We start from the raw sequence: 12,685 nt of genomic DNA on the forward strand, positions 1-12,685 counted from the left end.
TCGTCCTACTTTCATTAAATGTTCACGATTGGATGGTTGACTACTCGTACAGTAGTAGCAAATGTCTCTAAATCGACAATCATCGTACGACCAGAATTTCCACCAATTTCGCGGGCAATAATCGGGATACCTAATTTCTGTAATGTTTTCTCAACTGCTTGTATATTTCGTTCACCAATTGATAATTGATTGGCTTGTAGAGGTAAATCAAACATTGTTGCTCCGCCGACGATCTTAGCTTTCAACCGTGCTTTAGGAACAATCTTCTTTATTTCTGCTACCATTTCCGGAAGTGCTAAATCAGCAAATTTCGCGCTTTTTAGTGGTTCTTTATGTGAAAAGGGCAAACTTTCCGGTAACATGATGTGGCTCAAACCTGCTATTTTTTGTCGTTCATCATAAATCAATGTACCAACGCAAGATCCTAGGCCAACAGTAATCAAGCGACCTGGTCCTTGACTAATTCGATAGTCCGAAATCTTGACTTTTACTTCATTGCTCATATCCATCGAGATTACCCTCTAAATGATCAAACTGCTCAAGCATCATTTCTTCTTGCTGTAATGTAAAAAAGTAAGCTAAGTCGAGTAATAAAACTAATTGTGTATCTAATTTTAAAAATTCTGCGATATAGTGTTGTTTGATCGTATTATTAAGCTCATTTTCTTCATAAGAAGCTTTAGTTAGCGTGCCGATTGATTGGATTGTTTCTACTACTAGCCCGATTGTATGACTTTTCCAAGTGCATAAAATGATTTTAGATTCACTTGTTTGATCGGTTTCTTTTAAAAATAGTTTTTGCCCAACATCGATGATTGGGATCATTTCCCCCTGAAAATCATATACTCCAAGCACAAATTGAGGAACCTCAGGAAGTGAAGTGATTGCTTCTACTTCGATAACACGTACAACATCTAGTACAGACAGTGCAAAATATTGCTGGTGTGATTGAAAAATAACATACTGTTCCATTGCATTCGTGTCCTTTTAATTATATTTTGAAGCTTGATACTTGGAATTCCATAATCGAGGCCATTGTTTCCATTTCCTGAACACTCTCTTCTAGTCCTTCAATTACTTGATAGAAATCATCCAAGTTTGCTGAAATTTCCTGAGTACTAGCAGAAGTATTCGTTGCTGTTAAAGAAACTCGATCCACAGAAAGACTAACCGTTTCTTTTTTATCTAAGATATCAAGCATATGTTGTTTGACCTGTTCGATACTTGTAACAAATTGCAAAACACTATTTGAAATATCACTAGCTGAACTTAGCGCATGTTCGATGGATTGTGATTGTTCTTCACCATTTTTATATGAACGGTCTGCTTGTGATACAATGTGTTCCGATTTATTGCGAATCAGTTCAATAATCTCTTTGATATTTTTAGTAGAATCACTACTTTGTTCAGCTAAATTCCGAACTTCTTCGGCTACGATAGCAAATCCTCTACCTGCTTCTCCTGCACGCGCGGCTTCGATCGAAGCATTTAGCGCAAGTAAATTCGTTTGTTCAGAAATATCATTTATCAAAGCTACAATCTTACCGATACTTTGAATATCTGTATTCATTTCTGTCATTTCTTGAACTAAACGAGCTTGCGTTTCACGTTCTTCTTCCCACGTATCCGCTACTTGTTTAACTACTTTAGTATTGATCTCATTTGATCTACGTGAGTTGTCTACTGATGATGTCATTTGCTCGATCTGCTCATTGACTGATTCAATACTAGTTGCTAAAGCTTCCATTTGTTCTACTGTTTGTGCTGCTTCAGTTGCTTGATTATACGCATCTTCTGTGATTGTAGCCATCGTTTCTTTGATTGTTGCGACTGTTTGACGGGTATCACTCGCATCTTTTGATAAACTCGTCACTAAGGTACTCATTCTTTGGCTTTCGTCTTTCATACCAATGATCATCGCTTTAAATGTATTTAATAAACGTACAAAGGCTTCTTTCAATGGTGATTGTTTTTTGTCTATCTGGTCATTGAAAAATGAAAAATCTCCCTTTGATGCTTGATCCACTTCTTTTAAAAGCTTGACATCTGTTGGTGTTTTCTTGATTGCCATTAGACCAAAATAGGTCAGTCCTTGTATGATGATTAATAGGACAAAAAAGATTATATATCCTAGCAATGAAAGTGTCGCACTCTTAAAAAACAAATACACGATCAATGCTAAAATGATAATACTTAGTGCGTAGACACTACCTAACTTTTGTTTTTGATTCACGAAAATCCCTACCCTCCATTTTTGGTTGATAACAAGCATATTTTTGATACGAGTAAAAATATATTGTTACAGTAAGGATATCGACCATTTATCTAAAATCTTAAGTGTTTTTCATTATTAAAATACGTATACATCTTTAGGATCAGCAAAGCGAGTGTAGCTTCCTAGCTGTTCGTCACGGATCAATCGCCCGTGAGATAATTCCAACACTCGATTCCGAAAAGTATTCACCATCGTACTATCATGAGTTGAAACTAAGACTGTTGTTCCTCTTTGATGGAAACGATAGAACAACTTCATAATCTCAACAGCAGACTTCGCATCTAGATTAGCTGTGGGTTCATCGGCTACGATGATGGGAGGGTTGGTGATCAAGGCTCTAGCGATCGCTATACGCTTAGACTGTCCTACAGAAAGTTCTTCTGGCAATGCGTGGCTATATGCTTGCATGCCTACTTGCGCTAGTACACTATCGATTCTTTGGCTCCACTCACGTTTTTTCACATCTAAAGCGGATAATACATAGGCTAAATTAGCGTAAACTGTCTGACTTGGTAAAAAAAAGTCTTCTTGTGGAATCAAACCAATTTTTCTTCTTAAAATATATAATTGTTGTTCTTTGATTTTTTCGATTGGATATGTCCCGATTTTGATCGAACCTGAATCCAATTCCCACTCACGAGTCATCAATTTGAAAATCGACGTTTTTCCTGAACCACTAGCGCCAACTAAATAAATAAATTCGCCTTCCCTAACAGTAAATGATACTTGATCTAAAATCACTTGCCCTCTTTGTGCAAGCTTCGTAACCTCTTTAAAATTAATCATTTTATTTTCCTTTACTCTGTAAAACGATTCGCAACTTGCCATAATTCATCTGCGGTTTGAACAGCTTTTGTATTCATTCCATATATCCGTTGTAACACAATCAGATCTGTCATTTCTTTTGCTAGATCCACGGTCGAATTTTCCAAGTAGCCACTGCGGATCCGGCCAAAGTCTCCACCTTGTGTTAAAGAAGAAAAAACAGGTGTATCATTTGCTTGAAAATATCCACGATCAGTTTTAGAAAGCTGTTCTGTATTTGGAATTTGAAATAGTCCAATTTTTCCTACAGTTGTTTGTTGATTATTAGACGAGATTGTTATATTCCCTGATTGGTCAATCTCAATCGTTCCTTTAGGCCACTGTGCATTCGGAATGATAGAGTTCATCATCACCGGCCAGCCTTCTTTTGTCACAAGTCGTTGATCGCTATCTTGATGAAAATCGCCTGCTCTAGTGTAGTAAATATTTCCATCTGGAGCAGTAGCTGCAAAAAAGCTATTTCCTTCAATGGCTAAATCTAGCGATCTACCCGTAGCTTGTAGTCCTCCTTGTTCAATCTTTTGACTTTGGACACTTGAAGCATTTCCTCTTGTTACTGAAAATCCAGGATTGTTCGTTATCACTTCATCGTTTGTGATTTCATTATGTATCAATTCATGAAAAGACATCTCTTGTGTTTGATATCCTGTTGTGTTTGCATTTGCAATATTATTCGATGTCGTATCCAATCCCTTTTGAATCGCATTTAAATTAGATTGACCAATCGAAAATAGTTGACTCATATTCATTTTCTCTCACCTCTACATTCTGGCAAATTCAGATGTGGCTTTTTTTAGTGTTTCATTTAACGTGCTAAGTACTTTTTGGTTCCCTTCATATTCGCGTGATTGTTGCAACATGGCGATCATTTCATCTGTCATCGAAACATTTGAATTTTCTAAACTTCCTTGGCGAATATCTGCAGTGATTCTTTGTACGTTTGCTGTCTGTTTATACGTGTAACCTTGACTTTGTAGCACAGCTTGATCATCGATTCGATTGATTTGAAAGGTCTGCCACTGATCTTTTGTGACAGGTTGGTTTTGGTTATTCAAAACAAGATAATTTTCTTGAGTGGTATATTGATTTTGGGCGTTTAGTTTAAAATTACCATTTCGTGTATACGCATTTGTACCATCAGGTAATTGAATCGTAAAGTATCCATCTTGTGCGACTGAAAAATCTGTATCACGACCTGTTTGCGTGATACTTCCTCTAGAGGTATCGTACTGAACTGTATCAAGTTGGTTCCCATATGGTAAACTCCCTACTTCGAGACGATTGCCGCCATTTTTACCACCTTGATAATTATGAAATTGCACTTCTTTTAATGTAGATTGAAAAGCTCTTGCTGCTTGATAACCTGACGTGTTCGCATTTGCGAGATTCCCGCTTGTAATTTCTTGACGTTTTTGAACTAACTGCACATTATGTTGTATCGTATCTATTCCTTTGATCATGTCATATCCTCCGATAGTTTTTGCCTTAGCTCGACCAAAATTTTGCCATGTAGTTGCGAGATTCGAGGTGTTGAAAGATCGAGTACTTCGGCGATTTCTTTTAGCGTTAATTCTTACTCATAATATAAACTCAAAATCAACTGATCTCGCTTAGAAAGTTGTTTGATGACAGAAGTAAGTTGCGTTTCTTGTTCGGATTTTATCAATTGCTCTGTTGCATCGATCGTTGCATTAGATTCATAGATATATCGTTCTGGTAAGGGGTGTTGTAACAACGTATCTTCTAAAGAAATTTGCGATAAATAATGCATACTTTCATACAATTCAGATAATTTTTGCGGTGTTAAATGTAAAAAATCTGCGACTTCTTGATCAGAAACATTACGTTTATAGCGTTGTTCGAGTGTTCTTCTAGCTTCATAAAATTGATTTAACGCACTCACTTTATAACGAGAGATTTTAGCATGCTTACGAACCTCATCAATGATCGTACCTTTGATCCGTAAACGTGCGTAAACTTCAAATGGGACATTCTTTGACTTATCATAACGTTTTACAGCATCCATCAATCCAATAACACCGATATTGAACAAATCATCATATTCATATTCAGAATTATTGATCGACATCCGATAGATCACTTGATGGATCAACGGTAAATGTTGGAGAATTTCTTGCTCTAATGTTCGTTCATACAAACATACTCACCTCATTTCTCTTAAATTACAATGTTTCCGATCGTCTCGATCGTAATTTCATTTGGAATTTCATTTAGCGACAAAACAGCAAGATTTGGAAAATTAAATGCAATCAATTTACGAAATGCTAATCGAATTTTAGGAGAAGCTAAAATAACAAATGGTTGATTCGCTTCGACTTGCATTTGCATATTTGCTACTGCATCAAAAATTTGTGTCACTACATCAGGCTTTAATACAGGATATGAACCTGTTGTTGTTTTTTGGATACTTTGCAATACGATTTCTTCGATTTGTGGTTGAATGATCGCAACATTCAGCTGATTTTCTGCCATGTAACGAGCAGCGATTGTGCGTTTTAGGGACTGACGAACATATTCAGTTAAGATCTCGGTATCTCTCGTCGTCGATCCATAGTCAGCTAGAGTTTCGAGGATGCTAGCTAGATCATTGATCGGTATTTGCTCTTCTAATAAATTTTGCAATACTTTTTGAACTTCACCTAGTCTCAAGATATCTGGAATCAATTCATCGATTACGACATTGTATTGATCTTTAATACCATCGAGTAGTTTTTGTACTTCTTGTCGTCCTAATAACTCTGGTGCATGCTGATAAATAATTTCTTTAAGATGTGTCGCAATCACAGTTAAAGGTTCGATCACGGTGTATCCCTGTAGTTCAGCTTGTTCTTTTTCAGCTTCGTCTACCCACATCGCATCTAGATGAAACGCCGGCTCTTTGGTTGCAATACCGTGAAAAGGAATGACATCATCTGTGGGACTGATCACCATCCATTTACTCGGGTAAATATCGCCTTTTCCTACTTCATTCCCTCTGATTTTGATTGAATAATCATTTGCATCTAAATAAAGATTATCGCGGATACGCACTGGACTAACTAAAATCCCTAGCTCTTTAGCGCTTTGCTTTCTGATCGACACGATACGATTCATCAGACTATGTTCATTTGCTTAATCGACTAATTGAATCAGACCGTAACCAATTTCGATAGCGATCGGTTCAACTTGAAAGGAGGCTACAGAATCATCTTCTTCTAATAATTCTTTTTTACGTTGCAATGCTAAGGTCTGTTCTTGTTTGATTTTTTCTGCTTCTTGCTGTTCTTCTTGCTTTGTAATTACTGTACTTAATAAAAATACGATCGCACCCATCGCTAAAAAAGGAATCGTGGGGAAGCCTGGTACTAACCCTAATAGAACTAATATTCCACTGATCATCCTAAAGAGAGATGGATTACGTGTCATATCTTTTACGATATCTAAACCAAAGGAACTATTATTATCAGAACGTGTAACGATAACACCAGATGCAATAGAAATCAGTAATGAGGGAATCGAACTGACTAGACCATCACCAATTGCTAGTTTACCAAATTGTGATAATGCTTCTGTAATTGAGAGTTCACCATTTACTGAAAAGATAATCGCTCCACCAATTAGATTGATCATAGTGATCAAAAGGCTAGCAATAGCATCTCCTTTAACAAATTTACTCGCTCCATCCATCGAACCATAAAAATCTGCCTCTCGTTGCAAATCTTTTCGACGTTTTCTAGCTTCTTCTTCAGTAATCAATCCACTATTTAAATCTGAATCGATCGCCATCTGTTTTCCTGGCATCGCGTCTAGTGTGAATCGTGCGGAAACTTCAGATACTCGACCTGATCCATTTGTAATGACAACAAGTTGCACAATCATGATGATCACAAATAAAATGATTCCTACGATATAGTTCTTCCCAGCTACAACATTAGCAAACGCATCGATTACATGACCTCCATTTCCAGAAGTCAAGATCAAACGAGTCGAAGAAAGATTCAACCCTAAACGAAACATCGTTGTGATCAATAGCAAAGTAGGAAATGTGGCGAACTCCAAAACTGAACGCGTAAAAAATGTGATCAATAAAATATTGATAGCTAAAGTCAAGTTCACAATAATTAAAATATCTAGTAAAAAAGCAGGTAACGGAATAATGATCAAAGTGATGATTCCAACTACCAGTAATGAGATCAATATGTCTGCCATACTTAGTGCAGATTTCTTCTTTGTTGCAGTATTATTCACGATATTCCTCCAGCTATCTATTCTTTTTTCGCTTTATGTTCAAGTTGATATACAAGCGCAATGATTTCTGCTAGGGATTCATAAAATTCTAACGGAATTGCCTGACCCGGTTCAACTTTGTCATACAATGCTCTTGCTACAGGCCGATTTTCAATCATTGGTATGTTTTGTTTTTCGGCTTCTTGTTTCATTTTCTGCGCCACACGGTCCATCCCCTTTGCTAAAACGACAGGAACAGCATCTTTTTGCTCATCGTATCTAATCGCAATCGCAAAATGTGTTGGATTTGTCACAACGACGGTTGCTTGTTTTACATTAGCCACTGAATTACGGACCATCGCTTGATATTGTGCTCGACGCTGTGCTTTGACTTTGGGATCACCTTCCATTTGTTTGTATTCTTCTTTCACTTCTTGTTTTGACATCTTCAAGCGTTTTTTATACTGATATTTTTGAAAGATATAATCCAATATTCCTAATACAACAAGTAAAATCGCTACTTTAAGAAACAAACGATGGATTACATCTAAAAAAAATAAAACCAGTTTTTGGATACCAAATGTACTTGTATTGATCAACTCTGCTAATGAATTGATAAATTCTTGATAGCAAAATAAAACGACTATCAATAGTTTCGCGATCGTTTTTCCAGTGTTCATAAACGCTTGTGGGCCAATCAATTGCTTAAAATTTGTAAACGGATTAAGACGTTTAAATGAAGGTTTCAATGCCTTAGGTGAAATTAAAAAGCCTACTTGAACAATATTTGTTAAAAAACCTAAAGCCATGGCAAGCAAAAAAAATGGAATTCCAAGGATAAAAAAGAGCAATATACTATGAATCAGTATATTTGGTAAGCTTGCAAAGCGAACCTGATAATCTCCTATATTTTCCAAATATCCTTTCAAATAAGGAATAAATTGCTTGAAAAGATATAGTACAAATGGACTAAGTAAAAAAGCAAAGCCCAATACAGATAATGCAATCGGTAAATCTTGTGATTTTCCAACTTCACCTTTTTTTCGGGAATCGCGCAACCGTTTCGGGGTGGGTTTTTCTGTTTTTCCATCCTTTTCCATATGATGATTCCTCCACTTAAAAAGATTGGATCAATTGTTCGACATATTGATAAGACAATGGCAATACTTTGCTCAAGTAATGAAAAATATTAGGAATAAGATATAAAAAGAAACAAAAACTAATCCCTGTTTTAATCGATAAACTTAACATCAATAAATTGATTTGGGGAACAGCTCGAGATAAGATCCCTAAAATCAAATCGATCACAAGTAAAGCAATCACAATTGGAGCTGCTAAATTCAAACCGATTTCAACTACTTTTAAAAATAATTGGATTATCCCTTCAATTTTGACTCCATTAAATGAAACAGTTCCGATCGGCACTAATTGAAATGATTCCACTAAGCCTTTGATTACTAGCTGATGTAAATCTAAAATAAAAAATAAGCTGATCCCAAGCCAGTAATATAGTTTTCCATATGGCGAAGCACTCATTTGAAAAGTAGGATCATAGACTTGTGCCATTGAGAATCCCACTTGAAAGTCAATGAGTTGTCCAGCCATCTCGATTCCTACAAAAACTAATTGACTTAAAAAACCTAAGGCAAAACCAAATAAAATTTCTTTGATAATGTAGACAATCAATAATATATTCCATGAATAGCCTTGAAGTTGTTCAATTGGCAATACTTGGATAACGACAATTGTCAATATCACACTAAACGATATTTTTACTAAATTAGGAACTGTTTTTGAACTAAATACTGGACATAATAAAATAAAAAATAAAATACGTACAAAAATCAATAAACTCGCTTCAAGCATTTTTTCGCTCCTTACATCTTCGCAATGAGCTCAAATAGGTGTCTTGTAAATTCGATCAAAATATTTAGCATAAAATTTCCAGCTAAAATCAACGTCACGAAAATCGCCACGAGCTTAGGAACAAAACTTAGTGTTTGTTCTTGGATCTGTGTAGTTGCCTGAATAATACTAATGATCAGTCCTACGATCATGCTAATCACTAAAGTCGGTCCTGCAATCAACAAAGTCCGAATGAGTGCACCTTTCACAACATCTAATACGATTTCTACTGTCATGATTTACTCCTTAATAAAAACTTTTCACTAATGACTCTACAACGAGATACCAACCATCTACTAAAACAAATAATAGTAATTTAAATGGTAATGAAATCATAATCGGCGATAACATCATCATTCCCATTGACATCAAGATACTCGAGACGACTAAGTCGATAATCAAAAATGGTAAAAACAATAAAAATCCAATACTAAATGCTGTTCTAAGTTCACTAATAATAAATGCTGGTGTCATAATCGTTAGAGGTACTTCATCAGAATTTTTATACCTAACCTCTTTGTTTTCCGAAAGTTCACTAAATAGGCGAATATCTTTTTCTCTAGTTTGTTTATACATAAATTGCTTAATACGATTTTCTGATTTATTCAAAAATTCTGTTTGTGTGATTTCTTGATTTATGTAAGGTTGCAAAGCTTGTTGATTGATATCCATATATACGGGTTTCATGATAAAAAATGTTAAAAATAAGGCCAACCCAAGTAAAACTTGATTCGGTGGATTTTGTTGTGTCCCTAATGCACTACGAACGAATGAAAGTACCATGATGATCCGTGTAAATGCAGTCGTCATGATCAACAAGATAGGAACAATCGAAATAATAGTTAAAATCAAAAAAGTACTGATCGTTTGATTTGAACTAAAATCTGAAGAAAATAAATTTTTGATAATTGGTGTAGCCTCATCTACGGTCACAGCTGATACTTGTTGTGGCAAGAAACAACTGATAAATAGGAGTAGACCATATACTCTAGAAAGTTTTTTTTTCATGATTTTTTAAAACCTTTCTTAAATCGCTCCTTAGCAATAAACACTAATTTTTCTAATTCTTCATTTTTTTGAGCAGTATATGTTACTAGATTTTCTTCTAAATTTTTCGCTTCTGTTACTGTTAGTTCTCTTAAAATTGTATTTTGTTGTTCTGAAAAACTCATCACATAAAAAGTATCGATAATTTTGACGATACCAATAGCTGAGTTTTTAGTAGTGGCAATTTTTTTTACTACTTGAAAATCAGAATGCTGTTGCGTAGTATACCGATTTAAAAATTTCATTGCTAAACTGATTAGATATAAAATAATACCTAAGAAAAAAATCATTTTGATAATAGATAAGACTGTATTCATATTTACGCTACTTTCTTTATTGAACGACTAAATCAGTTACAAAAACTTCTTTAACGATTGGCGAACCATATTCTTTATTAACAGCATCTAAAATTTGTTTTTTCAAATTTGCAACACTATCGGCAGTACTCAAAATTTCGTCTGCCTTTTTTTGTCTTAAAAGATTAACTACACTGTCGCGTACGACAGCAATATTTTGTGTCAATTCTTCACTAGAACTTTTATCTTCTGTCAATAAGGATAATTTTATCCGGATATATTGTGGATCGTCTTTTCCATTTTTAGCTAAATTAACTAAAAATTCATCCATCGCAACTAATACTTCATCCTTGGATACTCTAGTTGTTTCTGCTGCTTGTGCTTTATTATCAGACGGATGTGCTAAAAATTTATTTGTTAGATAAGTGCCTCCTACGCTTCCAACAATAGCTAATACAACTACGATCACGATCCAAATAATAGGCATACGATTCTTTTCTTTATTCAAGTTGTTCATCCTCTTCTTTACTGAGTATTGGAAAGCTGATATGACGACGGTAATTCAAGATACGATGGACAACTTCTCGAGCAGACTCTGATACAATTACTCGTTCACCGGTTGTCATAGTTATGATCGTATCTGGTAACTCATCAATCCGATAAATCAATTCTGGATTGAGATAAAAAGAATGATGAGCTAAATCAGATAGTTTTATCATCTATTTCCCCTATTAACGTTTCAAATTAATTAATTCTTGTAACATTTCATCTGAAGTCGTGATACTTCTGGAGTTTGCTTGATAGGCACGACTAGCGATAATCATTTCAGTAAATTCATTTGATAGATCCACATTCGACATTTCTAAAGCACCTGACTGCAATTTACCAGAGCCGTTATTTCCTGCTCCAGAAACAATAGCAGTACCTGAGTTAGCAGAGGCAGTATAATTATTTCCACCTACATGTTCTAAACCTTCAGGATTGTTAAACGTTGCAATATTCATTTTCCCCATAACGTAGGTTTTATCCCCATATTTAGCAGTAACCAATCCATTTGCATCAATATTCATTGTGCTAAAAGATACTGTTTGGTTCCCAACTTGAATTGTTGCTGGAATATCGATTGGCGCTAAATCAGCCGTACTTGTTGCTGGAGTTAGATTCCCATCTTCTTTAAATCCATCTGTATATTCGACTGCTCCATTTGCTGCAGTTACTTTTTGACCTAATACTTTCATTCCAGCACTATTCGTTAGCGTGCCATTGCTATCGCGTAAAAAAGCGCCATCACGTGTATAATATGTTTCAGGATTTGCACCTGAACCTTGAACCATAAAATAACCTGAACCCTGTATATAAAAATCCAGCAGTCTTCCAGTTGTTTGTGGTGCACCTGCACCTGTCATAGTGTCAATCGAACCGACTTGGACTCCCAATCCAATTTGTTTTCCATTTACTCCACCAGCATTTCCATCTGGAGCAGTTGCTGTTGCTGTCGTTTGATTGATCATATCTTCAAAAACAACTCGACTTGCTTTAAATCCCGCTGTATTGACATTGGCAATATTATTTGAAACAACATCCATTTTAACTTGTAGATTTTTCATTCCGCTAACGCCTGAGTAAAGTGATTTCAACATAAATAATTCCCCCTATTTTTTATTGTTTCCTTTTTATTCCGCTACTTCTTGTAATGCTCCCATAGCATACTCTTTACCTTGTATGACTAAAGTAGCATACCCATTTGCGAAGCGGACTTTTTCAACTTTTCCTGTAACTTCGCTAGTGTCTCCTATTACTTTTACTTCTTTACCGATTAAACCAAAAGCTTGTTGTTGTTGCGCAATCATTGTAGAAGAATTTAACGTATCACCTAATGTATTCAGCTGCTCTAGCGTTGTAAACTGAACAAGTTGTGAAATATAATCTGTACCGCTAGAACTAGATGAACTATCCGATCCTCCCATCGATGGATTGCTCATCGATGCTGCTAAAATCTTTAAAAAATCATCCATAGAAATGTCGGAAGTTTTTTTAATCTGATTTGCTTGTTGAAGTTGACTACCAGCTGCTACTGCTTGAGTTAAATTTGTATCCATACCTACTCCCT

Annotated in this window: 16 protein-coding genes and 2 pseudogenes; all 18 read right to left on the reverse strand. The window is 35.5% G+C overall.

Features of this window, described 5'->3' with window-relative positions; translation table 11 throughout:
- Positions 1 to 14: 14 nt before the first annotated feature.
- Positions 15 to 509 carry a chemotaxis protein CheD gene (locus ACWOEC_RS00390; RefSeq protein WP_455305346.1) on the reverse strand — a complete coding sequence of 165 codons (495 nt, stop codon included), beginning with the start codon at positions 507 to 509 and terminating at the stop codon, positions 15 to 17.
- The gene (locus tag ACWOEC_RS00395; protein WP_455305347.1) at positions 493 to 972 is read right to left on the reverse strand and encodes a chemotaxis protein CheW; all 480 of its coding nucleotides are present in this window, start codon (positions 970 to 972) and stop codon (positions 493 to 495) included. The genes ACWOEC_RS00390 and ACWOEC_RS00395 overlap by 17 nt, the downstream gene beginning before the upstream one ends.
- Before the next feature lie 19 nt (positions 973 to 991).
- Positions 992 to 2,233: a methyl-accepting chemotaxis protein gene (locus ACWOEC_RS00400; RefSeq protein ID WP_455305348.1), complete on the reverse strand. Its 1,242-nt coding sequence runs from the start codon at positions 2,231 to 2,233 to the stop codon at positions 992 to 994.
- A 117-nt stretch (positions 2,234 to 2,350) separates the two neighbouring features.
- Positions 2,351 to 3,061, reverse strand: a complete 711-nt coding sequence (locus ACWOEC_RS00405; protein WP_455305349.1) for a cell division ATP-binding protein FtsE — start codon at positions 3,059 to 3,061, stop codon at positions 2,351 to 2,353.
- Between the two features lie 11 nt (positions 3,062 to 3,072).
- Positions 3,073 to 3,849 carry a flagellar hook-basal body protein gene (locus ACWOEC_RS00410; RefSeq protein WP_455305350.1) on the reverse strand — a complete coding sequence of 259 codons (777 nt, stop codon included), beginning with the start codon at positions 3,847 to 3,849 and terminating at the stop codon, positions 3,073 to 3,075.
- 12 nt (positions 3,850 to 3,861) lie between these two features.
- On the reverse strand, positions 3,862 to 4,560 hold the full coding sequence (locus ACWOEC_RS00415) for a flagellar hook-basal body protein (protein ID WP_455305351.1): 699 nt from the start codon (positions 4,558 to 4,560) through the stop codon (positions 3,862 to 3,864).
- Positions 4,557 to 4,661: pseudogene (locus ACWOEC_RS00420) on the reverse strand (sigma-70 family RNA polymerase sigma factor); the annotation flags it as partial. The pseudogene ACWOEC_RS00420 and the gene ACWOEC_RS00415, both read right to left, overlap by 4 nt.
- A 12-nt stretch (positions 4,662 to 4,673) precedes the next feature.
- Positions 4,674 to 5,258, reverse strand: coding sequence for a sigma-70 family RNA polymerase sigma factor (locus ACWOEC_RS00425; RefSeq protein ID WP_455305352.1), 585 nt, complete (start codon positions 5,256 to 5,258; stop codon positions 4,674 to 4,676).
- Between the two features lie 20 nt (positions 5,259 to 5,278).
- Positions 5,279 to 7,348 (reverse strand): annotated as a pseudogene (gene flhA, locus ACWOEC_RS00430) (flagellar biosynthesis protein FlhA).
- 17 nt (positions 7,349 to 7,365) lie between these two features.
- Positions 7,366 to 8,427: a flagellar biosynthesis protein FlhB gene (gene flhB / locus ACWOEC_RS00435; RefSeq protein ID WP_455305353.1), complete on the reverse strand. Its 1,062-nt coding sequence runs from the start codon at positions 8,425 to 8,427 to the stop codon at positions 7,366 to 7,368.
- A gap of 16 nt (positions 8,428 to 8,443) precedes the next feature.
- Positions 8,444 to 9,193, reverse strand: a complete 750-nt coding sequence (gene fliR / locus ACWOEC_RS00440) for a flagellar biosynthetic protein FliR (protein WP_455305354.1) — start codon at positions 9,191 to 9,193, stop codon at positions 8,444 to 8,446.
- Between the two features lie 11 nt (positions 9,194 to 9,204).
- Complete coding sequence (gene fliQ, locus ACWOEC_RS00445) at positions 9,205 to 9,468, reverse strand: flagellar biosynthesis protein FliQ (RefSeq protein ID WP_455305355.1); 264 nt, start codon at positions 9,466 to 9,468, stop codon at positions 9,205 to 9,207.
- Positions 9,469 to 9,478: 10 nt separating this feature from the next.
- Positions 9,479 to 10,240: a flagellar type III secretion system pore protein FliP gene (gene fliP, locus ACWOEC_RS00450; RefSeq protein ID WP_455305356.1), complete on the reverse strand. Its 762-nt coding sequence runs from the start codon at positions 10,238 to 10,240 to the stop codon at positions 9,479 to 9,481.
- Positions 10,237 to 10,596, reverse strand: a complete 360-nt coding sequence (locus ACWOEC_RS00455) for a flagellar biosynthetic protein FliO (RefSeq protein ID WP_455305357.1) — start codon at positions 10,594 to 10,596, stop codon at positions 10,237 to 10,239. The genes fliP and ACWOEC_RS00455 overlap by 4 nt, the downstream gene beginning before the upstream one ends.
- Positions 10,597 to 10,612: 16 nt before the next feature.
- Complete coding sequence (locus ACWOEC_RS00460; RefSeq protein WP_455305358.1) at positions 10,613 to 11,083, reverse strand: flagellar basal body-associated FliL family protein; 471 nt, start codon at positions 11,081 to 11,083, stop codon at positions 10,613 to 10,615.
- Positions 11,076 to 11,294: a flagellar FlbD family protein gene (locus ACWOEC_RS00465; protein WP_455305359.1), complete on the reverse strand. Its 219-nt coding sequence runs from the start codon at positions 11,292 to 11,294 to the stop codon at positions 11,076 to 11,078. Before ACWOEC_RS00465 ends, ACWOEC_RS00460 begins: the two co-directional genes overlap by 8 nt.
- A 12-nt stretch (positions 11,295 to 11,306) precedes the next feature.
- Entirely contained in the window at positions 11,307 to 12,215 is a 909-nt protein-coding gene (locus tag ACWOEC_RS00470) for a flagellar hook-basal body complex protein (RefSeq protein WP_455305360.1), read from the reverse strand.
- 33 nt (positions 12,216 to 12,248) lie between these two features.
- Positions 12,249 to 12,674 (reverse strand): flagellar hook capping FlgD N-terminal domain-containing protein, encoded by a 426-nt coding sequence (locus tag ACWOEC_RS00475; protein ID WP_455305361.1) that lies wholly within the window; start codon positions 12,672 to 12,674, stop codon positions 12,249 to 12,251.
- Positions 12,675 to 12,685 lie beyond the last annotated feature (11 nt).

The organism is Enterococcus bulliens (genome assembly GCF_053761865.1).

What these genes read in the sequence shown, in the direction of transcription:
- ACWOEC_RS00390 (WP_455305346.1), bottom strand. Translation starts at nt 509, where the DNA reads ATGGATATGAGCAATGAAGTAAAAGTCAAGATTTCGGACTATCGAATT.
- ACWOEC_RS00395 (WP_455305347.1), bottom strand. Translation starts at nt 972, where the DNA reads ATGGAACAGTATGTTATTTTTCAATCACACCAGCAATATTTTGCACTG.
- ACWOEC_RS00405 (WP_455305349.1), bottom strand. Translation starts at nt 3,061, where the DNA reads ATGATTAATTTTAAAGAGGTTACGAAGCTTGCACAAAGAGGGCAAGTG.
- ACWOEC_RS00410 (WP_455305350.1), bottom strand. Translation starts at nt 3,849, where the DNA reads ATGAATATGAGTCAACTATTTTCGATTGGTCAATCTAATTTAAATGCG.
- ACWOEC_RS00415 (WP_455305351.1), bottom strand. Translation starts at nt 4,560, where the DNA reads ATGATCAAAGGAATAGATACGATACAACATAATGTGCAGTTAGTTCAA.
- flhB (WP_455305353.1), bottom strand. Translation starts at nt 8,427, where the DNA reads ATGGAAAAGGATGGAAAAACAGAAAAACCCACCCCGAAACGGTTGCGC.
- fliR (WP_455305354.1), bottom strand. Translation starts at nt 9,193, where the DNA reads ATGCTTGAAGCGAGTTTATTGATTTTTGTACGTATTTTATTTTTTATT.
- fliQ (WP_455305355.1), bottom strand. Translation starts at nt 9,468, where the DNA reads ATGACAGTAGAAATCGTATTAGATGTTGTGAAAGGTGCACTCATTCGG.
- fliP (WP_455305356.1), bottom strand. Translation starts at nt 10,240, where the DNA reads ATGAAAAAAAAACTTTCTAGAGTATATGGTCTACTCCTATTTATCAGT.
- ACWOEC_RS00455 (WP_455305357.1), bottom strand. Translation starts at nt 10,596, where the DNA reads ATGAATACAGTCTTATCTATTATCAAAATGATTTTTTTCTTAGGTATT.
- ACWOEC_RS00465 (WP_455305359.1), bottom strand. Translation starts at nt 11,294, where the DNA reads ATGATAAAACTATCTGATTTAGCTCATCATTCTTTTTATCTCAATCCA.
- ACWOEC_RS00470 (WP_455305360.1), bottom strand. Translation starts at nt 12,215, where the DNA reads ATGTTGAAATCACTTTACTCAGGCGTTAGCGGAATGAAAAATCTACAA.
- ACWOEC_RS00475 (WP_455305361.1), bottom strand. Translation starts at nt 12,674, where the DNA reads ATGGATACAAATTTAACTCAAGCAGTAGCAGCTGGTAGTCAACTTCAA.